Genomic DNA, 24,889 nt, shown 5'->3' with positions numbered 1-24,889 from the left:
TTTTAAGGAGAAAAGTTGGCTGCCGACAACATTTTGACCAGGCCCCCGATTCTAAAATGGCAGCAAGTAATCCATAATGGGCGATGGTTCATTCCATTAGCTGTCACGAAAAACTCAAAATAACCATGCGCCTTTCCCAAAGTCTGTTCGTTACCCTCCGAGAAGATCCCGCCGATGCGGAGATTCCTAGCCACAAGCTCCTGCTGCGGGCCGGCTATATCCGGCGGATTGGGCGGGGGATTTATGCTTATCTACCGTTGATGTGGCGCGTGCTCCAGAAGGTATCCCAGATTGTCCGGGAAGAGATGAATGCCACCGGTGCCCAGGAAACTCTGTTACCTCAGTTGCAACCCGCAGAAATTTGGCAAGAATCGGGCCGTTGGGATACCTACACCCAGGCAGAAGGGATTATGTTTTCTTTGCGCGATCGCCTGGATGGAGAATTAGGTTTGGGGCCAACCCACGAGGAAGTGATTACCACCATTGCCAAGGACATGATCCGTTCCTATCGGCAGTTACCCCAGCATTTGTACCAGATTCAGACGAAATTCCGCGATGAGATTCGGCCCCGGTTTGGTTTGATGCGCGGGCGGGAATTCATCATGAAAGATGGCTACTCGTTCCATGCTTCTGATCCATGTCTGAAGCAAACCTACGCAGACATGGATCAGGCGTATCGTAATATGTTGCGTCGCTGTGGTTTACAATTCCGGGCTGTAGAGGCAGACTCTGGAGCCATTGGTGGTTCTGGTTCCCAAGAATTTATGATCCTCGCCGATGCCGGGGAAGATGAAATTCTCTACACGGAGGATGAAAAGTACGCCGCGAATACCGAGAAAGCCGTGTCTTTGCCCGTTGAGGCGATCGCCTCTCCCTTCAACAGTTTTGAAAAGCGTGAAACCCCAAACACAGCTACCATCGAATCCCTGTGTAAGTTCCTAGATTGTTCCCCCACCTGTGTCGTTAAAAATGTCCTTTATCAGGTAGTTTATAACAATGGCAAAATAGTTTTAGCTTTGATCTCAATTCGGGGCGATCAAGATGTCAACGAAGTCAAATTGCAGAATGAGTTGACAAAACTAGCGTCTAATTACGATGCAAAAACTGTCATTTCCTTAACGGTGCCCGATGCCGAAGCCCAACAAAAATGGGCCGCAAAAACATTACCTTTAGGCTACATTTCTCCGGCTTTAGCAGATGATTTTATTGCTAGAAATAAAGCGGTTTCAGGCGAATTTTTACGCTTCGTTGATCCCACTGCGGCGACATTAAAAAACTTTGTCACGGGTGCCGATGAAACAAATTACCACGTCCTCGGCGCAAACTGGGGTACAGAGTTTAAGCTACCGGCATTGCAAGTGGATGTGCGGTTAGCAAAGGCCGGCGATCGCGCTGTCCATGATCCAACCCAAATCCTCCAAACGGCGCGGGGCATCGAAGCGGGCCACATTTTCCAACTGGGAACGAAATATTCCGAAGCCATGGGGGCCACCTTTACCGACGAAAATGGCAAGGAACAACCCCTGGTGATGGGCTGTTATGGGGTTGGCGTTTCCCGTCTGGCCCAAGCAGCCGTGGAGCAATCCTACGACGAGAATGGCATTATTTGGCCCGTGGCGATCGCCCCTTACCATGCCGTGGTAGTGGTGCCCAATGTTAAGAGTGAAGAACAGATGGCAGCAGCGGAAAAACTCTATGCCGATCTCAATGCCGCTGGGGTCGAAACGATCCTCGATGACCGCAACGAACGGGCCGGGGTGAAATTTAAGGATGCAGAACTGATTGGCATTCCCTTCCGGGTTGTCACAGGGAAATCCCTTAAGGATGGCAAGGTGGAAGTGGTGCGCCGCAAAGAAGGCGATCGCCAAGATCTTGATCTTGATGATGTGGTTGCAACCTTAAAAAATTGGGTCGAAGCCGCAGGCCAGTAAGCCCCTGGGGGAATCGTTATAATGGCCCTAGGGTTAAGCGGTTTCCCCTTTTTTAGCTATGGTTCAAACGCCTAGGATTCCCGACATCACCTACGACCAAGATTATCAACTCTGGTTGCAACAGACCCTCGAAAAATTGCGCCTCCGGGATTATGGGGCTGTCGATTGGGAACATCTAATTGATGAAATAGAATCGATGGGTAAACGCGATCGCCACCGCCTCAAGAGTAATTTGATCATTTTGTTGATGCACTTACTGCAGTGGGACTTTCAGGCAGAGAAACGTTCTGGTAGCTGGGAGTCAACGATCATTGAGCACCGTCGCCGCATTATTGACGATTTAGAAGATTCTCCGAGTCTGCGGCCCTATTTACAGCAGATTTTAGCCTCTGCCTACACTACGGCACGGCAACGGGCAAAGGCAGAAACAGATTTATCCCAAGACAGCTTTCCCCAGGAGTGTCCCTACGATCTAGACCAGATTCTTGGTTTGGGTTAAGCCATTACAATCTCTATTTTTGTGAACCAAAGCCAGCAAATTTACGTCAAAAATTGTGACTCAGGGTTTAGTAATGGCGGGGAAACCCACCTAAACCGGGAGAATTCAATTGCTAAGATTGACGATAAAACCCCCTGCGGTGTCTCCCCAACGCCCGGCTTGATGTGGCCATCATCCTAAAACTTTATACAGACTGGATAGAAAAACTTCTATGAGACGATCAAAATTTGTCCAACGATTTACAACCCACATTGTTGCCCTCTGTGTGGGCTGTGCCATTACCTTCGGGGCAATGCAAGGCTCTAGCCAAACCCTCAACCAACCCCTCGCTGATACCAATCCGCCCCAGGAAGTAGCGGCGGTACCCGTGGCAGCAGGGCGGAGTTTTGTCGCTGACGCGGTGGCCAGGACAGGGCAAGCAGTGGTGCGTCTAGATACAGAAAAAACTGTGGTGCGCCGCTTCCAGGATCCGTTTATGAATGATCCATTTTTCCGGGAGTTTTTTGGCGATCGCTTTGGGATGCAATTTCCCGATGAACAGCGTCAGGTGCTCACCGGACAAGGATCTGGGTTTATTACAGATCGGTCTGGGGTGATCCTCACCAATGCCCACGTTGTGAGCGGTGCTGATCGAGTTACCGTAACGCTAAAAGATGGCCGCAGCTTTGAAGGGGAAGTAAAGGGTACCGACGAAGTAACTGATTTGGCCGTCGTGAAAATTGACCCCAAAAATGAGTCTATTCCCGTGGCTCCCCTCGGTGATTCTGGGTCTGTGCAGGTGGGTGACTGGGCGATCGCCGTAGGGAACCCGGTCGGCCTGAACAATACTGTTACCCTCGGCATTATTAGTACCCTGGAGCGGTCTTCGGCCCAGGCAGGAATTCCCGATAAGCGGGTCGATTTTCTCCAGACCGATGCCGCCATTAACCCTGGTAACTCCGGTGGCCCCCTCCTCAACGCCGACGGTGAAGTGATTGGGATTAACACCGCGATCCGCCGGGATGCCATGGGCATTGGATTTGCGATCCCGATCAACAAAGCCAAGGATCTTGAACCCACCCTCGCCGCTGGGAAAGAAGTACCCCATCCCTTCATCGGGATTCGGATGGTGAGCCTCACCCCAGAAATGGCCAAGGAAAATAATGCTGACCCCAATTCCATCGTGCTCTTACCGGAAGTGAACGGAGCGCTGGTGCTGGGTGTGGTGCCGGGTAGTCCAGCGGAAACAGCGGGTCTGCGTCGGGGCGATGTGATTACAAAAATCAACGGTAAGGCGATCGCCAATGCCCAACAACTCCAGGAAACTGTTGAAAAGAGCGGCGTTGATGCCAGTTTGAAAGTGGAACTGCGCCGGGGCGATCGCACCTCAGAACTCACCTTGAGAACGGCACAAATGCAAGGGGTTTCCTAAGTTCTTTTAGTTGAAATTTCCCCCAAGGTCTCCGGGTTCACAACCTGGGGACTTTTTTTGCGCTCTAGCCTAGAGATTCACCGATGGTTAAGCGCATCCCGTTGACCATATCCCAACCGGACTGGGGTTTTTTGCCGCTGGGTTGCACCTGTTTGAGCAGTAGGAGTCCGTCCCCCGTTTGGATGATGGGGCCAAATTTTTTGGCGATCGCCACAATTTCCCCAACCTTCCCTGTGTTCCCAACAAATTCCTTGAGGGGTTTGTATGCTGCGGGATATTGCGCAAAACATTCCGGCACGAGGGGAATCGTTTCTAACACTTTTAAAGGTTTATCGCGGCAGGTGGTGAGGCAGTTGGGATAGAAACCGCGCACTTGATTATGTAAGGCGATCGCCCCTTTTTGCCAATCTAGCTGAAAATCTTCTTTCTGAATCAACGGCGCATAGGTGGCTTGGTCTGGATCCTGGGGGATGGGGGTGATTTTTCCTTGAGCCAGTTGAATGAGCGTTTCTGTCAATAAAGCCGCCCCGGAGGTCGCTAATTTCACTGCCAAGTCATGGGCATTGTCCCAAAGATCAATGGGCGTTTCAGCCTTGAGGAGCATTGCCCCGGTATCCATCCCCTCATCCATGAGCATGGTGGTCATCCCCGTCACCGTTTCCCCCTGGACTAAGCTCCACTGGATCGGCGCGGCGCCGCGATATTTCGGCAACAGGGAACCATGGCCATTGACACAGCCGAGCCGGGGCATCTGGAGGATTTGCGGCGAGAGCAACTGCCCGTAGGCGACCACCGCAAACACATCGGCTTGGAGGTTTTCGAGAATCGCTAAGGTTTCAGGATCTTTTTTGATGCGCTTCGGTTGCCAGACGGGGAGATCATGGGCGATCGCCACCTTTTTTACCGCCGACGGAATCAGTTGACTGCCCCGACCCCGCCGCTTATCCGGTTGGGTGACGACCCCCAGCACTTCAATGTCCGGGTGATTCAAAAGGGCTTCTAGGTAGGGCACTGCAAACTGAGGCGTACCGAAAAAGACAACTTTAAGCATGGGCGAGATTCACCAATCACAAATCGGCTTTTCACTTTAGCGCAGATCTCCCCCGACCTTAGTGATTATGCAAACCTCATCGGTCTTTTGAACTGCTCCTAAATCTCCCCCAAACTGGGGGCAGGGGGGCCTCGTTAATTAAGCACCGACAGACTCCTTAGCGGCGTAGAGCACTTCCAGGGAAATTTCACTCAATCCCTGGGCGCGGGCATATTTTTCGGTGTTACGCTTCACCTTGCCCCGCACAAATCCGGGGACTTTGTTCAGTTGTCCCTGGGCTTCCGTTGTCCAATTCAGATCAGAACTGGCCGACATGGTTGTGGTAATGACTTCCTTGGTATCGTGGCCGCCGAAAATTTCGAGCAAATGGTCTTCCATGCCTAGGGTAAAGGAGTTATAAACCAGATCCGCGATTTGGTTAGTGCCCTCATAACCCACGAAAGGCCGATAACCAATGGGGAAGTTTTGGATGTGGATCGGGGCGGCGATCACGCCACAGGGAATATTCAGCCGTTTACCCACGTGGCGTTCCATCTGGGTACCGAAAATGGCAGCAGGTTCTAGGCGGGCGATCGCATCAGCAATTTCGCCATGATCTTCGCTAATTAAAATCTCATCACAGTATTCGCTCACCTCTTGACGGAACCAGTCAGCATCATATTTACAATAAGTTCCCGCCAGCACCACATGGATGCCCATTTCCCGCGCCAGAATTTTCGTCATTGCGACAGCGTGGGTATTATCCCCAAAGACAATCGCCTTTTTGCCCGTTAAATTTTGGCAATCAATGGAACGACTAAACCAAGCGGCCTGGGACACATGGAGGGTTTGTTCTTCGATAAAGGCTTCATAATCTGCCGTGGCTCCCTGGTCATTAATCGCTCCCTGGATCGCGCGGATGCAACGGGCCGTTTCCACAACGCCCATCGGTGTAATGTCTACATAGGGTTGGTCAAATTCTTGTTCTAAATATTTTGCCGTGGGCAGGCCCAATTCCCGGTAGGGCACAAGGTTAAACCAGGCCTGGGGCAATTTTTTCAAATCGTGGACAGAGGCTTTGTCAGGAATGACCAAATTCACACTAATCCCCAACTCGGCCATCAAAGTCTTCAGTTCACGGATGTCGTGGTTGTTGTGGAAACCGAGGGTGGAAATCCCAATAATATTTACCGACGGTTGCGGGGTTTTCTCAGTGGCTAAGTCACCTTTTTTTCTTGCCTTATTGATATAAAACTGGACAATTTGCTGGAGGGTGCGATCGCCAGCCTGGAGTTCATTAACCCGGTAGTGGTTCACATCCGCCAAGATGACATCACCCTGGGCATCTAATTGGGCGCGGGCGACGAAATTTTCGAGGTCTTCCTGGAGAATGCTTGAAGTGCAAGTGGGGGTCAAGACAATTAAATCGGGTCGTTCCTCTTGATCCTTGCGGACAATATTATCAACAACTTTTTCTTGGGAGCCCCGCGCCAGAACATTTCGATCCACAATGCTGGCGGTGACAGGGGTGAAATTGCGTTCCCGTTCTAACATCGAACGCATCACATTAAAGTAATCGTCGCCTAGGGGAGCGTGCATAATCGCATGGACATTTTTAAAAGAACTGGCAATGCGTAATGTGCCGATGTGGGCTGGGCCTGCATACATCCAATAGGCAAGTTTCATAGGTATTTTTACTCCCAAAAAAAACTGGTTTGTGATCAAAAGTGATCTCAGTCAGTGTCATTTTCGCAAATGATTTTCGGGTTCTCGGAGAAGAAAACAAAAGTCAATAAAACGATGTATCTCGCAAAGAAAATGGTTTCATTTCAAGGGATATCTCTACGAATAAAGGGTCATCATCTGTTTCTTTCAATGAATTTCAAGCTTTGCCTCGATGATGATTCGCCGTCAAGAACTTTGGGGAAGGATATACAATGCACTTTATTAATGAATTTCGTTTGATTGCAATTGTCTCTGCTCCTAGCCATGACCCAAGTTTTTACACCAAAACCCATTCAATACGCTCCCGAAACGATACAGCGGGCATTGGTGGCTTTTGCTTGCACACCGCTCCGGTGGGAACTACTGGCAGCGATGAAAGATCAGAGTGTGGCACTCCCTGATATTGCTGGAGAAGCTGGACTCCGGGCGGGTTATAGTGAACGATCGCTGCCGGAAGGGGCCGTGGAAGAGTTGATGATGTGGCTGATTCAAGTGGGATTGCTCCGGCGGGAGGTTGATGGTCAAGGTTTGACAGATAGTTTTCGCTTAACGCCTTTGGGTCGTCAGGTGTTGGCCCAATGGCAAGCGGCACCCCAGGCGGTAAAGGTGTCGTGGTTGGCTCGGTGCCAAAATGCTTTACAACGTTGGCTGAGTCGGTTTTCGGTCTAGACTGTACAATCTAAATCTATGCATCTATCTTTCGGTTTAATGTGAGGAAGCTTCATGCGGGCGATCGCCATTTTTAGCCCTAGTCGTCGGTCTGGAAAATCATGGTTAATTACGGCGCTGGCCCGTTCCCTAACTCGGCAAGGGTTGCGAGTTGTTCCTTTCCAAAGTCAAACGGAAATCACAAAAGGCTATCGGGTCAGTGCCGACGCAGAAGTCAGTCAATCAGCGGCTTGGCAAGCGTGGGCCGCAAAAATTCAACCAACAACCCATCTCAACCCAGTTTTACTAAAAGCCTGTAGCCCCCCTGGTGAGTCAAAGCCCAAATTTCAACTGCTGATTCAAGGGCGGGGGATTGGTACTGTCAAACGAACGGCTTACTACGATAGCTATTACGATATTGCGCGACCGCTGATTCGAGAATGTTTGATGGCATTGCCGCCGAAATACGATGTGCTGCTATTCGATAGTTATCGCGACAGTCTTTACCATCCCCTCACCAGCGATACCGACCAAAATTTTGAGATTCTCAAGGGTTTAGAGGCGCCCGTCACGGGTATTATTTTGATTGACTGCACCCATGAAGGGGCCATCAATCAGCTCTGGGGCCTCTGGCAACGGCTTTCCCCAGAAAATCGTCAACTGATTCGGGGGGTAATCTTCAATCAGTGGCAAGGCGATCGCCCCCAAGAAACCCAAACCAGTCAATGGGTCAAAACACATCTCAAACGACCCGTCCTCGGCTATATTCGGCCCCTCCAAAATCTGGCCTTTGACCCCGAAAGCCTCTGTACTACCGTTGCCCATAACCCTGTCAATTTGCCTCAAAATAAACTGCGCTTGCAGGTAATCCAGCTCCCTCACCTCTGTCCCTATGCAGACTTTGATGCCCTGATGGGTGAGGCTTCGGTACAGTTGGAATTTATTAATCCGACCGAGACCCTGGGTTATCCCGATGCGGTGATTGTGCCCCACACCAGCCAGGCGATCGCCGACCTCGACTATCTCCACAAATACGGCTATCCCCAACAGCTACAGCAATATGTCAATGCAGGCGGCACGGTGTTAGGGATCGGCAATGGTGCCAATCTCCTCAGTAAAAAAATTGCCCTCCCTAGTGGCGATTTTCAACCAGCCCTCGGTTTAACGCCCTTTGATAGCCAACCCCATACCAAGGCCGCCCTCTTCCCCGCCGAAACATTTTCGCGCTTCCCCTTTCCAAATCTTCCCCTCAACGGCATGACCCTCCCCTGTGACATCCTGAACTATGCTCCCAGTAGCGGTTATACCCAACTCTTTGAAACCCCAAATCTGGGTCTTGTTAACCAAAGTCAAAACATCTGGGCCGTCTACTTGCAAGGTTTGTTTAATAATGGCCCCTGGTGTCGCTTTTGGCTCAATGCCCTCCGCCAAAAACGGGGCCTCTCTTCTCTACCGACAGGTATTGCCAATTTCAACGAACGGCAAGAAGCAATCCTCGAAGCCCTCGCCAATCACCTTGAGCAATATGTTGATCCGACGATTTTATTAGAGGATGCCGATTAATCGTCCTCGGTTGATAGAAAAAGGGGCAATATTTTTGTTGGCGTAGATTACAGCAGGCGATCGCCTTTTGGGGCCGATGGTGACCTGAATGTTAGTATTTATTTGCAATAAGGCCAGATTGTTGCAAAAGTAGAAAAGGGCGTTTATTATTGTCAATAAGCTGAACTTGTTGAAAAATATGCTGGTACCTTCCTACGACGTAAGCGCCCTCAAGACCGAACTCAATGCTAAAGGATGGCGGTTAACGCCCCAGCGGGAAAAAATTCTCCGCACCTTTCTAAATTTGCCGAAGGGTGAACACCTCAGCGCTGAAGATTTGCACAATGAGTTATTGGAGCAACAGGAAAAAATCAGTCTCTCGACGGTGTACCGTAGCGTAAAACTCATGACTCGCATGGGCATTTTGCGGGAGCTGGAGCTAGCAGAAGGCCATAAGCATTATGAACTGAACCAGTCCCAGGCGCACCACCACCATTTAGTCTGTGTCCAGTGCAATAAAACCATTGAGTTTGAGGATGTCGCGATCAACAAACACAGCATTGCTCAATGCCAACAGCAGGGATTCGAGTTACTCGATTGCCAGTTAACGATCACCACCATTTGTCCGGAGGCTCGCTTGATGGGTTGGCCCTCGGCGCTCCCCCACGATTGGGTCTGTTCGCGGGAAAAAGCCCAAACCCACCTCCATTAATCGAGGCGATCGCCTTTGACGGTAACATTGCAACCCCAATCGCCTTTGTTGGTTACGGAAAATTTAACGGTGGGCTACCAACGGCGGGCCTTACTTCAGGATTTGAATCTGGCGATCGCCCAGGGTCAGTTTGTTTGTTTAGTGGGCGCGAATGGATCAGGAAAATCCACCCTAATTCGGACATTGGCAGGTCTTGAAGCTCCCCAAGCAGGTCAAGTTTGGCTGAACGGTACACCACTGACGGCCCTCAATGCGGCCCAGCGTGCCCAACGCCTCAGCTTAGTTTTAACGGAGCGGGTTGATCTCGCCTGGATGTCAGTTACGGAATTAGTTGCCTTGGGGCGTTATCCCTATACCGATTGGCAAGGGCGTTTGGGACCAACGGATCGACAGATTGTCCGGGAGGCGATCGCCGCCGTGGGTTTGACAAATCTCCAGGCCCAACCCCTGAACAATATTAGCGACGGGGAACGACAAAAAGCGATGATTGCGCGGGCCTTGGCCCAGGCGACGGATTTGATGTTGCTGGATGAACCGACGGCCTATCTTGACGTGCCCCGCCGGGTGGAAGTGATGCAACTGCTGCGGTTTTTGGCGCACCAACAAGGGCGCACCGTTTTGATGTCGACCCATGACCTCGATTTGGCCCTGCGGAGTGCGGATCAGCTCTGGCTGATTACCCCCAGTCAAAGGTTAGTGGTGGGGACACCGGAGGAGTTGGCCCTAGAGGGATATTTGGGGACAACCTTTAGTAGCGATCGCTTTTATTTTGATCAAATGAGTGGTCAGTTTCAGTTACAGTACCAGCGGCGATCGCCCATTCAATTTATGGGTCAAGGCTTGGCGGCCACCTGGACAGAACGGGCCTTAACGCGTCTGGGTTTTGAAGCGGTACAAACGCCTTGTCCATTGCGCCTCGATCTCCAGGAACAGCCGACCCGTTGGCTTTTGTCCCAGGGCGATCGCCAAGTGCAATTCATGAGCCTTGGAGCACTCAGCGCCCATCTCCAAGCTTTACAATGGGAAGGCTGTTGACCAAAGCAACCATGGCAGAGATCAAAATTCCCCAACGCGACATCCTCAGTCTTAATTTGGCCCCCCTGAAAACCCTGGTGCAATCGATCCTGCTCGATGAGGCCCTCGCAGACCATGAGCAAAAGTTTCAGTTAAAGATCGATTTTCCCCAGGAAGCGAATGATCCCCGTGAACTCTCAGAAATCCCAGAAATTCGTCTCTGGTTTGTGCGTCTCGATGCGATCTTTCCTTGGTTTCCGTTCCTCCTCGACTGGAAAGCAGGAGAATTAGCCCGCTATACGGCGATGCTCGTGCCCCATCAATTTCATCGCACCGAAGGGATTCAATATAACCCCGAAGCCCTCGAAATTTTTGTGATGAATAAAGTATTTTGCCTCAGCGAAACTTTACCAAAATTCGGCATTCAACCCCAGTCACGGGTAAAGGCGATCGCCCAATTACTAGGCTACGAACTAGACAACGACTTTTTAAATAGTCTTGAAATGTAGTGAATACTCAATTTTAAATTATTTATTCTTTGAAGACCAATTTCAGTTCCGATTATGTTATTAAATTTTTTTGAGTACATTAATCCGTATTGATCTATAGGGGATAATATCTTTTAAATGCTTCGTTTTTTAGATCTTTAATATATGCTTTGGCTTGTTCTATTCCATAAGCATTATTGTCTCCTTTACTCATATTACATTTCCAACAAATTACTTCTAAATTATTATATTCAAACAACAATTCTGGACAGCGAGCTTTATTGATTTTGTGATCTAAAGTCACGTAATTTGGATGAAAGTATAGTTTGCCAGCTCGATTAATATATTTTTCGCCTGTTTTTTTAATATATTGATAACCTCTAGAAATTGCCTCTTGTTCTGACGTAGTGCTATATAGATGCTTTCCATGAGTCATTTTTTGGGCACAAAATGGACATGGTTTACCAAAGAACAAAGACCTATATTTACTGGGACTGATTAGCCCTAGTTGTGGATGTTGAATTACTGGCTGATTTTGCCCCCACTGCCAAACATCATCTATTTGCGATGTTCTGTATAAAGTAGAGAGAAATTTTTTGTCGTTTTTATACATTACAAGACTTGATACTTTGATTTTGCTTTTTGTGCAATTCTATGAATTTCTTTTCCTTTTGACTCTACTTTTTGAAATGCTTCTTGTGCAACTTTTATTGCGTTTTCTGCTTCAAGAATAGTATGGTTAATAGCACTTTGTATGTCACCATCACGCAGCTTTTTTTCGAAAAGGGTTGTAAGTTTAGAGTATTGTTTTAAAATTTGCCATGATTTTTGTACGTGAAGCCAACCAATGTTTCTATAACCTTTCTTTCTTGCTTCTTTTTTTTCTTTAGGGCTAAATTGAGAGAATAAAGCTGTGTTTCGTTTTTGCCATTCTCGATAGCCGAGACCTTCAACCTTTTTCATTATCCAGACCTATAGTATTGAACTTTCGTTTGATATCCTCCCAAGTTGAGTTTCCGTAATTATTTTTAATGTAGTCTGAAACTGCCGATAACTGATTTCTCAGACTATCAATGGTTATTTCTAAAATTTTAATAGTCTCTTTTGCTTCATCACTAATGGCTGTCGCTTTATCGTCTATTTCATCAATAGTATCTTGCAGTCCTTCTACAGCGTCGTTATAGTCTTCTGTATGAACTAGGTTTTGTTCCTGAAGTTGATGTCTTCGCTCTAAACCCCGTTTAGAGAAAGCACTGAGAAGCCATTTCCCTGCTGCAATAATTTCAGAGTTCTCAGGACTTAAGAAGGCTTTGAGCTTATCGTTAGCAGCCTTTGTTTTCTGGGCTTGACAATAACGATTGTAATTTACAGACTTTCTAAGAATATAAATGATATCTAGGTAACGAACTAATTCTAGAATTTGCTCATCTGTGAGTTTTTTGTCGAGAGCGTATCCAGCAATTCCCGTAGTCCGACTAATTTGTCTGATAAGCTGTTTCCGTTCAAGTATATCCATTGATTACAGATATAGAATGCACAAGTTAGTTTAGTTTACAGCATATTTTGTATAGAGTACACTGTTTATCTGCAAGATAGACAATGGGCGATCGCCCAATTATTAGGCTACGAACTAGACGACGACTTTTTAAATGATCTCAGCTAAATTAAATTCCCGCACCATCTAAATATTGTTGAATTTCCCGGTCAGACAAGCGACAGCTATCTTTGTGATTTTGACGACGGTGGGCTGTTACGAGATCCGGCTGCTGTTGACCTTGGAGGGTTTGTACTTGTTCTTCTAGGGCTTCAATGCGGTCTAAGAGAGTACGAATCACCGTTGCTTCCGAATCGGGTAGGCTGCCGTGTTCCAAAGGATTCACCTTGACCCCAGAACGATAGACGATCCGCCCCGGAATGCCGACCACTGTGCAATCCGAAGGCACATGGCGTAAAACCACTGATCCCGCGCCAATACGCACGTTATTCCCAATTTCAATATTGCCGAGCACCTTGGCTCCCCCACCAACAACGACATTTTCACCGAGGGTCGGGTGGCGTTTTCCACTCTCTTTCCCTGTACCGCCGAGGGTGACGCCTTGGTAGATCAAACAATAGTCACCAACAATAGCCGTTTCACCAATAACAACGCCCATGCCATGGTCAATAAAAACTCCGTGGCCAATGCGGGCACCTGGGTGAATTTCAATTCCCGTTAAAAAGCGGGCGATATGGGAGAGAAACCGGGGGATAAACGGCAGACCAGAGCGATAGAGGGCATGGGAGACGCGATGAAACAACAGCGCTTGGAGGCCCGGATAGCAAAATAGAACTTCAAGCCAGTTACGCGCAGCGGGATCTCGTTCAAAAATAATGCGGAAGTCGGCGAAGAGGGTGGAGAGCATAATGAATTCTAATCAGAGCGATAATTCATGCCAAAGGTCAAGGCCATTTTCTATAGTATCCCTTGGTTGTTCTGCCTGGGGCAATTTTTTAGATTTCATCACCCAGGGGATATTTACTTTAGGCGTCCTGACCGCAAAATACTAATGATTAGCCACAATCCTAAAAGACTAGCTGCCGCAAACAAAATTTCATTCACAATCATTAACTGACGGTTCGGCGAAATGGTAATGATTGCGGCTCCCATGATTAACGATCCCACCACAATACTGAAGGATAGGCGATTAGCGGAGTCGTCAATGCTACGGCGCAGGCCATCGAGTTCCCGCAGGTTTAAATTCCACTGGAGGGTTTCTGAGCTGAGGCGGTCGAGAATCACGTCAATCTGGCGCGGCGATCGCAAAGAAATGGTTTTCAGATCGAGAACCGTGCGGAACATGGTCTGAAACGGGGTGTCTCCCACCAATTGCCGCCGGAAAATATCAGTAATCAGGGGTTTAATTTCATCGAGTAAATTAACCTCTGGATTAAAACTGCGGGCGACCCCCTCCAAATTGGCGAGACTTTTGGCATACAAACCCAAATTTCCCGGCAGTTTAACCTTATTGTTGCGGGCTACCTGCAAAATTTCATAGAACACCTCACTAAAATTTAACTGCGTTAAGCTCCGGTCGTAATATTTACGCAGCAGGCGATCATAGTTGGCTTCTAGGCGGGCTAAGTTCGTCGTGTGCGCCCCTTCGGATAGTTCTAGGGTCAACTGGGCACAGCTCTGGGCATCCATATCCACAATGGCCAGTAGCATCTCTGTCAGTAGTTTTTGGGTGCGCGGATCGAGGCGGCCAATCATCCCACAATCAATTAACGCCACCGTCTGACTATCGAGGTAGAAAATATTACCGGGGTGAGGATCAGCATGGAAAAAACCATCCACAAAAATTTGCTGGAAAAAAGCCCGAAACAAAATTGTCGTGATTGCTTGACGTTGTTTTTCTGAAGTGACCTCCGCTTCCAGCAAGGGCTTGCCATCGAGCCATTCCATAACCAGCAGCTTTTCGGTGGTCAGCTCCCAATAAATTTCTGGAATCGTCAGTTTTTGTTGATCAAACCAACTGCTTTTCGCTAAATTGCGCCGGAGCTGATCGGTATAACCTGCTTCAGTACGAAAATCGAGCTCCGCCTGGACAGCTTTTGTAAACTCTTTCGCGAGGGCAATTACATCATAATCTTGGCCAAATTCTGTGAGAGCAGCGAGTTCTGCAATCCCTTTGATGAGGGCAATGTCCTGGGCGACGATTTGATCGATGCCTGGCCGTTGTACCTTCAAGGCGACAGCTTGACCATTCCGCAGAACCGCCCGATGGATTTGGGCAATGGAACCCGCTGCAATGGGGTTGGGATTAATTTCTTGAAAAACGTCTTCGAGGGGTTGGGAAAGTTGCTGACGAATGGTTTGCTCAATTTCAAACCAAGGCACCGTGGGGACTTTGGCTTGGAGAGCAGTGAGGGCCTCAATGTATTTCGGGGGTAGAAGATCGGGCCTAGTGCTCAGAAGCTGTCCGAGCTTGACATAAAAAGGCCCTAGCTCCACCAGAATATTGCGAAAAACTTCAGGGGGGGGGATCTGTGGTTTATCGGCTTTACCACCAGTCAGGAGACTCTTCATGAAGTCCCAACCATTACTGAAAACAATTTCAATAATTTCCCGCTGGCGTGAACTGCTCTGGGTCAGAGAAAAAACCATGGAACACCCGATGTAGAATTAGCTTGGTCTCTACTATACGTTAGTTTTTTTAGAGGGAAGCGCCTCCATCAAGTTATTCATTTGTCCCCAAAAATGCCTAGCCCAGACTTTACCTTGGGCTCCAGAACAAATGGCAGCAGATTTTTGTAAGTAGGTTATTGAACCGTTTGGTTACGCCACAGTTCTGGATCGATCGCCACGCCATTGACATAGAGTCCCCAGTGGAGGTGAGGCCCGGTGGAAGCACCACTAGAACCGACGGTGCCGATCGCTTGACCTGCTTGGACAAAATCTCCTTCCTTGAGGTTGCTGGGAATACTGTTGAGGTGTAGGAAAACGCTAATGACGCCCTGGCCATGGTCAATACCGACGGTATTGCCGTGTACTTTAAAACCATTTTTCTCGAAGTCAATCAGGGCCACTTTGCCAGGGGCAGGAGCGACCACCGGGGAACCATAGCCTGCTGCATAGTCAATGCCGCGATGGTAGTAATCCTGGGCAAAAACGCCATTGTAGTAGCGCCGTACGCCAAAAATCGTTGAAACGCGACCACTATTCGGCCGCAGGAAAGGGCCATTCCAATGTTTTGTGGGGGAGACGATAGCTTTGAGGGCGGCGACGCGGTCAAGTTCGTATTGGGTTGCAGGGCCAGAGCCACTGCCAGAAAGGGTAATGCGCTGGGTCGGAAAACGGCGGTCTTGGATCCAAACGGCGAGGTTGCGGGTTTCGTTGCCATCACTCACCTGGAGGAGGGTTTTGCCGTGGGATTCGAGGGGAGATGTCGGAATTAAAGCTCGGTAGCGATCGCCGGCCGGATCGAGGGGGAAAACAGGATAAGTATCGGCCTGGGTCGCGCCACTTTTAGTAAAGCGTACCGTTAAAGTATCGGCCTGTTGGGGATCGAGGGTGCCGGGGGGATCAATAATTACGGCCATGCTCTCCCCAAGTTTGGGACTGCTGGGATTGACTGTGACTTGGAGTTGCGGTTCGCTGGTGGCTGATTCTGAAAACCCCACAACTAGGGCAAGGCTGGCAACGAGGGGGAGAAAACGGGGGAAAGAAACAGTCATGGTAAATTGCGTTAGGTCAACAGATTACAGGGACGGATCGCAGACGAAAAAGTTTACCGACAGTTTAAGCTTTGACGTAGGCGATCGCCTGGCGAGGAATCATAAATTCCCTAGTGGAGCTGCGGTCTACGACACAAAGACAGTGGGGATCTTGCCATAAAATTTTGCCAATGATGACATCATTGGTAAGGAGTTTAATCTCCACTTCCCCCTTTACTTTGACGAAGCTCTGGATGCGACGCACACTCGGATAGCCCGTATTAAATTCTGTCATAATGGCGAATTAACTTTTATTGATTAGCTTAACCGACAAGTATGGTGCTGGAATTTACGAAATATCAAGGTCTGGGTAATGATTTTATTCTGCTGGATAATCGCCAGCAAACGACGCCCCTCGTTACCCCGGAGCAAGCCATTCAACTGTGCGATCGCCACTTTGGCATTGGTGCCGACGGTGTAATTTTCGCTCTGCCAGGCCAGGCTGGTGCCGACTATACCATGCGCATTTTTAATTCCGACGGCTCTGAACCGGAAATGTGCGGTAATGGGATTCGTTGTCTAGCCCGCTTCATTGACCACCTAGAAGGGGGAAATCCGTCCGGTAAAACCTACAGCATCCATACCCTAGCGGGGATGATTCGACCCCGTTTAGAAGCCGACGAACTGGTGCGGGTTGATATGGGTGAACCGATCCTCACAGCAACAGATATTCCCACTACCCTCAAAGACGGTAACGCTCAGGCGGTGAATCAACCCCTCGACGTCGCCGGAAAAACCTGGACGGTGACCTGTGTGAGCATGGGGAATCCCCACTGTATTACCTTTGTCGAAGATGTGGCGGCGATTGCCCTAGAGGTGATTGGTAAAGATTTTGAGCACCACCCGGCTTTTCCCCAACGGATTAATACTGAATTTATTGAAGTAGTCCGTCCCGACTACATCAAAATGCGGGTCTGGGAACGGGGCGCGGGGATTACCCTTGCCTGTGGGACAGGGGCCTGTGCGTCGGTGGTGGCTGGGGTCTTAACGGGCCATTGCGATCGCCTTTGTACCGTAGAACTACCGGGGGGCTGTCTCCAGATCGAATGGTCAGCAGCAGACAATCACATCTATATGACCGGGCCAGCAGCCATTAGCTTCCAAGGTCAAGTGACCCTCTAGGCCCTTGGGGCGATCGGCAAGCGAAACGAAAACGTCGATCCTTCCATCCAACGGCTTTCAATCTCTAGGGCCGTGCCCATCTGGTTGAGGTAAGTCTGACAGAGCAATAACCCCAGGCCAGTCCCTTTTTCATTGTCGGTGCCTGGGGCTGACAGTTGATAGCTATGGCTACGAATTTTTTTAAGGGTTTCGGGCTTCATTCCCAGCCCCGTATCCCGAACCCCCAATTCCACATATTGACCACTCCGGCGCGCGAACAAGGTGATCGTTTCACCATGACGGGAATATTTCACCGCATTGCCCAGGAAATTACGCAGCACAACCCCGATAAGTTCCAAATTTCCTAGGACTTGTAATTGGGGTTCCAGCTCAACTTGTAAGGTCACATTTTTTCGTTGGGCGCAGTCCTGGCACCAGGGCAACACATGGTCGGCGATCGCCTCGACTTTGATCATCTCAATGGGAACCACTTCTGTCTGGAGTTGCTGCTGCGCCCATTGCAACATCTGCATCACCTTCATTTCCGTTTGGTCAAACTTGTTGCAGACTTCGGGAATTAAAATTTCTAGCTCCTCCGGCTCTAGGGCTTGGGCGGCCAAGAGTTCTATCACCGACCGGAAACTAATCAGGGGACTGCGCAGATCGTGGGACAACACCGCTAACAGTTGATCCTTGAGGTTATTGCTTCGATCTAGGGATTGTACTTGCACCGTGAGCAGCTTAATTTTGTTTTGCTTGCGTTTTAGATTACGGCGCAAACGGAGCAAATCTTCTACCTGGTGCGCCAGCATTTGCAGCAGTTCCCGTTCAGTGGCCGTCAATTTACGGGGTTGTTCATCAATTAAACACAGGGTACCCAGGGGATAGCCGTCCCCAGAGCGGATGGGATGACCCGCATAGAAACGAATGTAGGGTTTTCCAGTGACAAGGGGATTGTCCCAAAAGCGTTCATCGGCCAAGGTATCCGGGATTTCAAAAATGTCTGCCTCTCGAATCGCATGGCCACAAAAGGAAACATTGCGGGGGGTTTCCGTTGCCGTTAAGCCGACCTTAGCCTTAAACCACTGCCGACAATCATCCACGAGGGAAATCAAAACGATTTTGACCCCAAACAGTCGCGCCGCGAGGTTGACAATGCGATTAAATTCAGGCTCCTGGGGGGTATCTAAAAGATCCTGTTGGAACAATGATTTGAGGCGTTCTGCTTCATGGGGCAAAGGTTCGGGGGTTCGCATCACTTCAGGATTTCCTTACTGCTGTGAAAAGATTATTTTCTCTCTCCAAGGTACCCAAACTAGAAATATTTTGTGCGCCCCTGAAACCTCAAAGGAGCCTTCAAATCAAGTCTCTGTCGCTAGGGGATCACTTTGGCTCAATTTTTAAATGACCTTTAGAGGGTCGCAAAGGCTGGGGCGATCGCCAAATTACTGGTGACCGTTTGCACATCATCAAGGGCTTCGATCGTTTCGATCATTTTGAGGATCGTTTGGATCTGTACTTCGTCGGTGAGGTTCATTTCTGTCTCCGGGAACCAGCGCAACTCCGCCTCTTTTACCGTAAAGCCTGCATCCTGCAAGGTTTGGTTGAGGTGTTCTAGGTTCTCAACGGCACTGAGGACTTCCACTTCATCGCTGTCTTCGATGGCACTATAGCCTTCTGCTTCGCCGATCAAAGATGCCTCCAGCAGTGCCTCTTCATCAATGTCGCCCGTGAGAGTCACCACACCTTTGTGGCTAAACATCCAGCTCACACAACCCGTTTCTCCCAAATTGCCACCATTTTTGCTAAAGGCAGAACGTAAATCCGCCGCTGTGCGGTTGCGGTTGTCGGTGAGGGCTTCGATCAAAATCGCCACGCCCCCGGCCCCATAGCCTTCGTAACGGATTTCTTCGTAATTGGCTTCGCCATCATTGTAGGTACCCGCTCCCTTGGCGATCGCCCGTTCGATATTTTCATTGGGGATACCCGCAGCCTTTGCCTTTTCAATGGCAGTACGGAGTTGAAAATTCCCCGCCGGATCAGGGAGACCATGGCGCGCCGCAACAATGATCGCCCGGGATAACTGAGTAAACGTTTTCCCCTTCTTGGCATCAACCCGTGCCTTTTGTCGTTTAATATTTGCCCACTTACTATGTCCAGCCATGGTGAATGCTCATCAAATCATCACTGTTGCTTTCTTCTTAAACCATAACAGGCCACCAATACACAGCAGATTTTGAACCTGTCAGTAAAACTTTACCTTAGGTAATCCACCCGAAAGATTAGGTTATCCTGATTGTAGTTGACAATTCCTGTATTTTTTGACCAGCGTTGGATGGGGGCACCAGTGAGCAACAACAGTCATAATGAAGCGCATAACTATCAAGATTCCGAGTTTGAAGACGAACTCCTAGAACTGTTTGAAGACCTCGACGCAGAAACCTCTGCCCCCCCAGCGACCGATTTTCCCAAGGAGATCGATCCGAAAGTTTCATTTATCAGCTTCGCGAATAACTTTGAAGAACTTTTAGCCTTCGAGGAAGTGACCTCCCCCCAGTCCCAAACGCCTCAGCAAGCCTCGTCCCAAAACGAAGCCGACCTCGAAGCCGACTTAGAAGCTCTCCTCCAAGATACTGATCCCAACCAACCCTCTGAAACAGAAACTTACGCCACCGAGAGCGAACCTTATTTTCCCCTCGAAGATCCCGTTTCCCCGCCCCTCAAACGCCCCAAGGCCATTTCCTCCCAGATCTCCCCGGTTACCAACGGTCAGATCACCTACTACCCTCCCCTAGAGGATCTCGGTCAATACCTAGAAGTGTCATCAAGCTCGTCGGCCAACTCTGTTGACTGGCAAGCCCTCACCCAACTCATTGAACAAACTCCGAGCGCTCCTAGCCCTAATCCCTCCCCCAAAAAACGCCCCCAAATTGCCATTTCCAAACAGACGGACTTTGGTGAATTAGAAGCCCTGCTCCAACAAGCAGACACCATGGGAGGGCCTCCTATTACCACCACCAGCGGCCCTAGTACAAATCGTCAACGCTCCCAAAAGGTCAACAGCTTTGAGCAGACCATGCGGATTCCCGTCAAGCAACTCGATAACCTCAGTAACTTGATGGGAGAACTCGTTGTCAACCGCAATACACTCGAACAAAGCCAAGAAAAACTCCGGCAATTCCTCGACAATCTCACGGGCCAAGTGCAGCGGCTCAATGACATTGGTAGCCAGATGCAAGATCTTTATGAACGTTCTCTCCTGGAGCGTTCCCTGCTGGCCAGTCGTGGTCAAAGTAGTGAATATCACTTTCCCCCAGGTTTCACCACCGATAAGGCAGATGCCCCCGGTCGCCATCGTTCCCAAGAATATGACCCCCTAGAAATGGATCAGTTCACCGGCTTTCACCTCCTCTCCCAGGAGATGATTGAACTGATTGTGCGGGTGCGAGAATCTTCTTCGGATATCGAATTTCTAGTCGATGACAATGAACAAGTTGCCCGTAATCTCCGGCAGGTCAGTACGCAGCTCCAGGAAGGCTTGACTAAATCACGGATGATTCCCTTTGCCCAAGCAGCCGATCGCCTGGTGCGCCCCGTCCGGGAAATTTCCCTCAAACTCAATAAGCGAGCCTCCCTCAATGTCGAAGGTCGAGAAGTGCTCATTGACAAAATGATCCTAGAGCAGCTCTATGATCCCCTGACTCACCTGATCAACAACGCCATTACCCATGGGATTGAGTCCCCGGAAGTACGCCTCAGTAAGGGTAAGCCTGCGGCGGGGGTTGTCTCCCTCAAAGCCTATATTCAGGGGAATCAAATTGTAATTGCCATTGCCGATGATGGTGCGGGGATGGATTCTGAAGCCCTCGTCCACAAAGCCCTCGAAAAAAACCTGATTACCCCTGATCAATTATCGGATCTCAGTCAACAGGATATTTATGATTTTATTTTCCATCCTGGCTTTACCACCAAGGCGCAGGCCGATGACTTTTCTGGTCGGGGAGTTGGCATGGATGTGGTTCGCACGGCCCTCGGTAGTATTCGAGGCACGATTACCATTGACTCCGCCCTGGGTAAAGGTACAACGTTTACCATCCGGCTACCCCTCACCCTCAATATCTGCCGCGCTTTATTTTGTCTCAATCGCCACGCCCGCATTGCTCTGCCTATGGATGGGGTTGAAGATATGCAAACCTACACCCTCGACCAAGTGGAACAGGAAGGCCGCAGACGTTATATTCGCTGGCGAGATTCTCGATTGCGGGTGTATCCCCTCAGTAATCTATTGACGCTCCAACGACAAATTGGGCGGGGCTCAATTTATGGAGGGGTTGGGGATCCTGACCAAATTCCCGTTGTGATCCTGCGCAGTGCGGGCAATCTCCTGGCGATTCAAGTGGATCAGGTGCTAGGGGAACAGGAAATCGTGATTAAACAGATCGAGGGGCCGATTCCGAAACCAGCGGCGATCGCCGGAGCGACAGTCCTGGGGGATGGCACAGTTATGCCCGTGGTTGATGTGTTAGAGCTGATCGAACTTGCGGCCCAGGGACGGGTCAGGGCCAAGGCTACCACCTGGCAAGATAACCCGGCCTTACACTTGCTCGTGCCAGAGATGGTACAAACAGAGCCCATTGTGTTGATTGTGGATGATTCGATCACGGTGCGCGAACTCCTCTCGATGAGTTTCACAAAGGCTGGCTATCGGGTTGAGCAAGCCCGGGACGGCCAGGAAGCTTGGGAAAAACTGCGGGGAGGCTTACCCTGTGAACTGGTCTTTTGCGATATTGAGATGCCGCGCATGGATGGCCTAGAGCTATTATCTCGCATTCAAAAAGACCCGAATTTAGAAAAAATTCCGGTGGCCATGCTGACATCAAGGGGGGCCGATCGCCACCGACAAATGGCCGCTGAACTGGGGGCAAGTGCCTATTTCACGAAACCCTATTTAGAAGAAGTGCTGTTGGATGCGGCCCAAAAAATGCGCCAAGGAGACGTGTTACTGCCGGGCAGTACGAAACAGCCCACGGTCTCGGAGCCTGGGGACGGGATGGGTGATTTTGAACCCCTAGATGACGCGTCGGTAAAAATAACGGCCCCAAGGATTTTGATTGTGGATGATTCGGTGACAGTGCGAGAATTGTTAGCCATTACCTTCCAAAAGGCGGGCTACCATGTGGAGCGGGCCCGGGATGGAGAAGAGGCTCTAGAGCAGTTGTTGGAAAATCCCGATTTTAGTTTGGTGTTCTGTGATATTGAGATGCCGCGCCTAGATGGTTTAGCGTTGCTCGAAGAAATTCAACAATATCCTGAATTGGCCCATATTCCCATTGCGATGTTGACCTCGCGCGGGGCCGGACGACACCGGAAAATTGCGGCGGCACGGGGGGCAAAGGCCTATTTCACAAAGCCCTATGTGGAAGATCATTTGCTAGAAGCAGCGGCCCGGTTAATGGCTGGGGAAATTTTACTAGACGAAAATGGTAAGGTGGTGGCGTAACTTTGGGATGGCGATCGCCGTCTATATTTTCATCAATTGTTTTAGGTGTCAGGGGACTCGCCATGGTGCGCAGTGCTAAATTTCAGGGGCAGTGGCTCGGATTGGGGCTATGGATCGGACTTGGACTATGGGGGCCGGGGGCTTTGCCCGGTAATGCCGTTGAGATCGAAGTGGGCATTGTCCAACGATTCGGAGAAGAGCAAAACGATACTTTGACCATCTCCAGTCTGCCGGGCGATCGCCTTGAGGTGGACATTATCAGCGGCGGCCAACAACAGACGCTCCAGACCAATCAAGTCACCCTAGAGGTCGCCCAGCAACCCTTGCCCCAGGCGGAATTAGCGGAATATATCGTCCTCAGTGACCAGGGTACCTTTGAGACGGCAGAGGACAGCGCAAAATTTTGGCGTTCCCTCGGCATTGAAGTAGAAATTACCCAACCCGGTCGCTGGCAAGTGTGGGCGAAACGGGATGTCTACCAAACGCCCCTCCTCCGGCGGCTGTTACTCCAAGAATTAAAAGCGAAGGGTTACACCACCCCTTACCTCAGTTCGACGGTGCGTACCGAAAAGGCGATCGCCTCCTTTGTGGTGGGGGGGTACCGGTACAATCGGGCTAATGTGACGATCCGTTCGCGCAACGGTTTGTTTAATGTCCAAGAAGACGGCGGCCCAGAAAGTCGCTTTGCCGGGGAACTCAGGCTCCAGTCCAACGCCTACGGCACTTTTACCCTCGTTAATGATGTCGATATTGAGGTGTATCTGCGAGGTGTTGTCCCCCACGAAATTGGCCCCAATGCCCCCGATAATGCTGTCGAAGCCCAGACAATCATTGCCCGCACCTACGCCCTGCGCAATTTACGGCGTTTTGAAGCTGACAATTACGAACTTTGTGCCACGATCCATTGCCAGGTTTATAAAGGTCTCCAGGGCACCAGTCCCCGCATTGACCAGGCGATCGCCCGCACTAAAGGTTTAGTGCTCACCTACAACAATGAATTAGTCGATGCCCTGTATTCCTCTACCACTGGCGGCGTAACCGCTTCCTTTAGCGATGTGTGGGATGGGGCAGAGCGGCCTTATCTCAAAGCCGTGATTGATTCTCCAAATCCAGTCTGGGATCTAAAAGGCAACTCCCTCGCCGATGAACAGGCTTTTCGGAAATTTATCGCCCTCAACCAAGGCTTTAACGAAACGGGGCGGACTGTCTTTCGCTGGGAAAGATCCGCCACTCTCCAGGAATTAGCCACAACCCTGCAAACTTACCTAGAGCGCACCCAAAATCCCCTCGCGGGCATCCAAACGGTACAAAAACTAGAGATTAAGCGGCGATCGCCTTCGGGTCGTGTCCTGGAGTTGGATGTCACCACCGACCGGGGCATCGTCAAACTCCTGAAAAATGAAATTCGCAGTGCCCTGGGGCCGCCCCGCAGTACCCTGTTTTACCTACAGCCCAACCTCAATCCCCAAAATCAACTCACGGGCTATACCTTTGTGGGCGGTGGGTTCGGCCATGGGGTCGGCATGAGTCAATATGGCTCCTACAATCTCGCTAACTTGGGCTGGTCAGCAGCGCGGATCCTCCAGTTTTACTATCCTGGCACCACCCTCCAACCCTTAGATGAGTCCATTGTCTTTTGGCGAGAAACCCCCTAGAGATAGGTGGCAACAGCGCGTAAAGAGTCAGGGATGGCGATCGCCTCAGGAAATTCTAAAGTTGTTTCCGAACTGCCGAGGTACCCGGAGGTGGTAAAGGCCATCAACATCCGCCCTAAAGCAACCCACACCACCCGATCAAATTCCCAATCTCCCTGGCGCGGCGTGTAGCAAGCAATGGATTTCAACGCCCAAAAATAACTATTGCGCACCACCGAGCCGCCTTTTTTGTAGGGGGGCAGATCATCTTGGTGAATACAGAGAATGTCATCCTGGAGAGCTACAACACGCATAGAAACTGATCGGCGAAACACACACAGGCCCATTTTAAATCACCGCAAAATTCTCAAGGTCAAGCCAAGAAGCTGCATCGGTTGATT

At 49.9% G+C, this 24,889-nt stretch carries 23 protein-coding genes; 11 read left to right on the top strand and 12 right to left on the bottom strand.

The genetic code is table 11. From position 1 onward, the window contains the following. The first annotated feature begins 125 nt into the window (after nt 1-125). The 3 genes from proS (at nt 126) to AWQ24_RS08390 (ending at nt 3,841) form a co-directional block, all read left to right on the top strand. Nucleotides 126-1,931, top strand: coding sequence for a proline--tRNA ligase (proS, locus tag AWQ24_RS08400; protein WP_065716533.1), 1,806 nt, complete (start codon nt 126-128; stop codon nt 1,929-1,931). A 58-nt stretch (nt 1,932-1,989) separates the two neighbouring features. After that, entirely contained in the window at nt 1,990-2,430 is a 441-nt protein-coding gene (locus AWQ24_RS08395; protein WP_065716532.1) for a DUF29 domain-containing protein, read from the top strand. 211 nt (nt 2,431-2,641) lie between these two features. Beyond that, on the top strand, nt 2,642-3,841 hold the full coding sequence (locus AWQ24_RS08390) for an HhoA/HhoB/HtrA family serine endopeptidase (RefSeq protein ID WP_065716531.1): 1,200 nt from the start codon (nt 2,642-2,644) through the stop codon (nt 3,839-3,841). Nucleotides 3,842-3,905: 64 nt separating this feature from the next. On the opposite strand, the gene fmt is transcribed toward AWQ24_RS08390, so the two are convergent. Continuing rightward, nucleotides 3,906-4,892 (bottom strand): methionyl-tRNA formyltransferase, encoded by a 987-nt coding sequence (gene fmt / locus AWQ24_RS08385; protein WP_065716530.1) that lies wholly within the window; start codon nt 4,890-4,892, stop codon nt 3,906-3,908. Between the two features lie 138 nt (nt 4,893-5,030). Beyond that, nucleotides 5,031-6,557 carry a ferredoxin:protochlorophyllide reductase (ATP-dependent) subunit B gene (bchB, locus tag AWQ24_RS08380; protein ID WP_012307265.1) on the bottom strand — a complete coding sequence of 509 codons (1,527 nt, stop codon included), beginning with the start codon at nt 6,555-6,557 and terminating at the stop codon, nt 5,031-5,033. Nucleotides 6,558-6,860: 303 nt separating this feature from the next. On the opposite strand from bchB, the gene AWQ24_RS08370 reads away from it, so the two are divergent. The 5 genes from AWQ24_RS08370 (at nt 6,861) to AWQ24_RS08350 (ending at nt 11,021) form a co-directional block, all read left to right on the top strand. Beyond that, the gene (locus AWQ24_RS08370) at nt 6,861-7,265 is read left to right on the top strand and encodes an Npun_F0494 family protein (protein ID WP_065716529.1); all 405 of its coding nucleotides are present in this window, start codon (nt 6,861-6,863) and stop codon (nt 7,263-7,265) included. A 54-nt stretch (nt 7,266-7,319) separates the two neighbouring features. Further along, nucleotides 7,320-8,807, top strand: coding sequence for an AAA family ATPase (locus AWQ24_RS08365; protein WP_062434376.1), 1,488 nt, complete (start codon nt 7,320-7,322; stop codon nt 8,805-8,807). A 178-nt stretch (nt 8,808-8,985) separates the two neighbouring features. Continuing rightward, nucleotides 8,986-9,498: a Fur family transcriptional regulator gene (locus AWQ24_RS08360; RefSeq protein WP_030006969.1), complete on the top strand. Its 513-nt coding sequence runs from the start codon at nt 8,986-8,988 to the stop codon at nt 9,496-9,498. A 15-nt stretch (nt 9,499-9,513) separates the two neighbouring features. After that, nucleotides 9,514-10,533, top strand: coding sequence for an ABC transporter ATP-binding protein (locus tag AWQ24_RS08355; RefSeq protein WP_065716528.1), 1,020 nt, complete (start codon nt 9,514-9,516; stop codon nt 10,531-10,533). 11 nt (nt 10,534-10,544) lie between these two features. Continuing rightward, nucleotides 10,545-11,021 (top strand): CRR6 family NdhI maturation factor, encoded by a 477-nt coding sequence (locus AWQ24_RS08350; protein WP_065717341.1) that lies wholly within the window; start codon nt 10,545-10,547, stop codon nt 11,019-11,021. Nucleotides 11,022-11,115: 94 nt separating this feature from the next. On the opposite strand, the gene AWQ24_RS08345 is transcribed toward AWQ24_RS08350, so the two are convergent. The 7 genes from AWQ24_RS08345 to AWQ24_RS08315 all read right to left on the bottom strand — a co-directional run bounded on the left by AWQ24_RS08345 (nt 11,116) and on the right by AWQ24_RS08315 (nt 16,488). Continuing rightward, nucleotides 11,116-11,613 carry a hypothetical protein gene (locus tag AWQ24_RS08345; protein WP_065716527.1) on the bottom strand — a complete coding sequence of 166 codons (498 nt, stop codon included), beginning with the start codon at nt 11,611-11,613 and terminating at the stop codon, nt 11,116-11,118. After that, the gene (locus AWQ24_RS08340) at nt 11,613-11,963 is read right to left on the bottom strand and encodes a hypothetical protein (RefSeq protein WP_065716526.1); all 351 of its coding nucleotides are present in this window, start codon (nt 11,961-11,963) and stop codon (nt 11,613-11,615) included. The genes AWQ24_RS08345 and AWQ24_RS08340 overlap by 1 nt, the downstream gene beginning before the upstream one ends. Then, nucleotides 11,950-12,516 (bottom strand): hypothetical protein, encoded by a 567-nt coding sequence (locus AWQ24_RS08335; RefSeq protein WP_065716525.1) that lies wholly within the window; start codon nt 12,514-12,516, stop codon nt 11,950-11,952. Before AWQ24_RS08335 ends, AWQ24_RS08340 begins: the two co-directional genes overlap by 14 nt. A 148-nt stretch (nt 12,517-12,664) precedes the next feature. Beyond that, complete coding sequence (cysE, locus tag AWQ24_RS08330; protein WP_012307259.1) at nt 12,665-13,402, bottom strand: serine O-acetyltransferase; 738 nt, start codon at nt 13,400-13,402, stop codon at nt 12,665-12,667. Nucleotides 13,403-13,515: 113 nt separating this feature from the next. Then, nucleotides 13,516-15,144: an AarF/ABC1/UbiB kinase family protein gene (locus tag AWQ24_RS08325; protein ID WP_012307258.1), complete on the bottom strand. Its 1,629-nt coding sequence runs from the start codon at nt 15,142-15,144 to the stop codon at nt 13,516-13,518. Nucleotides 15,145-15,299: 155 nt separating this feature from the next. Continuing rightward, complete coding sequence (locus AWQ24_RS08320) at nt 15,300-16,214, bottom strand: M23 family metallopeptidase (protein ID WP_012307257.1); 915 nt, start codon at nt 16,212-16,214, stop codon at nt 15,300-15,302. Between the two features lie 64 nt (nt 16,215-16,278). Then, nucleotides 16,279-16,488 (bottom strand): Hfq-related RNA-binding protein, encoded by a 210-nt coding sequence (locus AWQ24_RS08315; protein WP_062434363.1) that lies wholly within the window; start codon nt 16,486-16,488, stop codon nt 16,279-16,281. A gap of 41 nt (nt 16,489-16,529) precedes the next feature. Between AWQ24_RS08315 and dapF the strand changes: the two genes are divergently transcribed. After that, complete coding sequence (gene dapF, locus AWQ24_RS08310; protein ID WP_065716524.1) at nt 16,530-17,375, top strand: diaminopimelate epimerase; 846 nt, start codon at nt 16,530-16,532, stop codon at nt 17,373-17,375. Here dapF and AWQ24_RS08305 read toward each other — a convergent pair. Together AWQ24_RS08305 and AWQ24_RS08300 are read right to left on the bottom strand one after the other, a co-directional pair. Beyond that, nucleotides 17,372-18,610, bottom strand: a complete 1,239-nt coding sequence (locus AWQ24_RS08305) for a GAF domain-containing sensor histidine kinase (RefSeq protein ID WP_030006977.1) — start codon at nt 18,608-18,610, stop codon at nt 17,372-17,374. The two genes, dapF and AWQ24_RS08305, sit on opposite strands and share 4 nt — an antisense overlap. A 155-nt stretch (nt 18,611-18,765) precedes the next feature. Further along, nucleotides 18,766-19,518, bottom strand: coding sequence for a YebC/PmpR family DNA-binding transcriptional regulator (locus AWQ24_RS08300; RefSeq protein ID WP_065716523.1), 753 nt, complete (start codon nt 19,516-19,518; stop codon nt 18,766-18,768). A gap of 171 nt (nt 19,519-19,689) precedes the next feature. Between AWQ24_RS08300 and AWQ24_RS08295 the strand changes: the two genes are divergently transcribed. Then, nucleotides 19,690-22,854 (top strand): hybrid sensor histidine kinase/response regulator, encoded by a 3,165-nt coding sequence (locus AWQ24_RS08295; protein WP_232318902.1) that lies wholly within the window; start codon nt 19,690-19,692, stop codon nt 22,852-22,854. A 62-nt stretch (nt 22,855-22,916) separates the two neighbouring features. Beyond that, nucleotides 22,917-24,509 (top strand): SpoIID/LytB domain-containing protein, encoded by a 1,593-nt coding sequence (locus AWQ24_RS08290; RefSeq protein ID WP_065716522.1) that lies wholly within the window; start codon nt 22,917-22,919, stop codon nt 24,507-24,509. On the opposite strand, the gene AWQ24_RS08285 is transcribed toward AWQ24_RS08290, so the two are convergent. Beyond that, nucleotides 24,506-24,802: a hypothetical protein gene (locus AWQ24_RS08285; protein ID WP_030006981.1), complete on the bottom strand. Its 297-nt coding sequence runs from the start codon at nt 24,800-24,802 to the stop codon at nt 24,506-24,508. The two genes, AWQ24_RS08290 and AWQ24_RS08285, sit on opposite strands and share 4 nt — an antisense overlap. Nucleotides 24,803-24,889 lie beyond the last annotated feature (87 nt).

The sequence above is a fragment of the Picosynechococcus sp. PCC 8807 genome, from assembly GCF_001693295.1.
In the GTDB taxonomy this organism is placed as follows: domain Bacteria; phylum Cyanobacteriota; class Cyanobacteriia; order Cyanobacteriales; family MRBY01; genus MRBY01.
Note: the sequence above shows the minus strand (reverse complement) of the source record. Positions and strands in the feature narration are given on the sequence as shown.

Bases quoted from the DNA above. Each gene is read 5' to 3' on its own strand.
- AWQ24_RS08300 (WP_065716523.1), bottom strand. From the start codon at position 19,518: ATGGCTGGACATAGTAAGTGGGCAAATATTAAACGACAAAAGGCACGG.
- bchB (WP_012307265.1), bottom strand. From the start codon at position 6,557: ATGAAACTTGCCTATTGGATGTATGCAGGCCCAGCCCACATCGGCACA.
- AWQ24_RS08295 (WP_232318902.1), top strand. From the start codon at position 19,690: ATGGGGGCACCAGTGAGCAACAACAGTCATAATGAAGCGCATAACTAT.
- AWQ24_RS08340 (WP_065716526.1), bottom strand. From the start codon at position 11,963: ATGAAAAAGGTTGAAGGTCTCGGCTATCGAGAATGGCAAAAACGAAAC.
- AWQ24_RS08320 (WP_012307257.1), bottom strand. From the start codon at position 16,214: ATGACTGTTTCTTTCCCCCGTTTTCTCCCCCTCGTTGCCAGCCTTGCC.
- AWQ24_RS08285 (WP_030006981.1), bottom strand. From the start codon at position 24,802: ATGCGTGTTGTAGCTCTCCAGGATGACATTCTCTGTATTCACCAAGAT.
- AWQ24_RS08305 (WP_030006977.1), bottom strand. From the start codon at position 18,610: ATGCGAACCCCCGAACCTTTGCCCCATGAAGCAGAACGCCTCAAATCA.
- AWQ24_RS08325 (WP_012307258.1), bottom strand. From the start codon at position 15,144: ATGGTTTTTTCTCTGACCCAGAGCAGTTCACGCCAGCGGGAAATTATT.
- AWQ24_RS08315 (WP_062434363.1), bottom strand. From the start codon at position 16,488: ATGACAGAATTTAATACGGGCTATCCGAGTGTGCGTCGCATCCAGAGC.
- AWQ24_RS08395 (WP_065716532.1), top strand. From the start codon at position 1,990: ATGGTTCAAACGCCTAGGATTCCCGACATCACCTACGACCAAGATTAT.
- cysE (WP_012307259.1), bottom strand. From the start codon at position 13,402: ATGCTCTCCACCCTCTTCGCCGACTTCCGCATTATTTTTGAACGAGAT.
- proS (WP_065716533.1), top strand. From the start codon at position 126: ATGCGCCTTTCCCAAAGTCTGTTCGTTACCCTCCGAGAAGATCCCGCC.
- AWQ24_RS08360 (WP_030006969.1), top strand. From the start codon at position 8,986: ATGCTGGTACCTTCCTACGACGTAAGCGCCCTCAAGACCGAACTCAAT.
- AWQ24_RS08350 (WP_065717341.1), top strand. From the start codon at position 10,545: ATGGCAGAGATCAAAATTCCCCAACGCGACATCCTCAGTCTTAATTTG.
- AWQ24_RS08370 (WP_065716529.1), top strand. From the start codon at position 6,861: ATGACCCAAGTTTTTACACCAAAACCCATTCAATACGCTCCCGAAACG.
- AWQ24_RS08335 (WP_065716525.1), bottom strand. From the start codon at position 12,516: ATGGATATACTTGAACGGAAACAGCTTATCAGACAAATTAGTCGGACT.
- dapF (WP_065716524.1), top strand. From the start codon at position 16,530: ATGGTGCTGGAATTTACGAAATATCAAGGTCTGGGTAATGATTTTATT.
- fmt (WP_065716530.1), bottom strand. From the start codon at position 4,892: ATGCTTAAAGTTGTCTTTTTCGGTACGCCTCAGTTTGCAGTGCCCTAC.
- AWQ24_RS08345 (WP_065716527.1), bottom strand. From the start codon at position 11,613: ATGTATAAAAACGACAAAAAATTTCTCTCTACTTTATACAGAACATCG.
- AWQ24_RS08365 (WP_062434376.1), top strand. From the start codon at position 7,320: ATGCGGGCGATCGCCATTTTTAGCCCTAGTCGTCGGTCTGGAAAATCA.
- AWQ24_RS08290 (WP_065716522.1), top strand. From the start codon at position 22,917: ATGGTGCGCAGTGCTAAATTTCAGGGGCAGTGGCTCGGATTGGGGCTA.
- AWQ24_RS08390 (WP_065716531.1), top strand. From the start codon at position 2,642: ATGAGACGATCAAAATTTGTCCAACGATTTACAACCCACATTGTTGCC.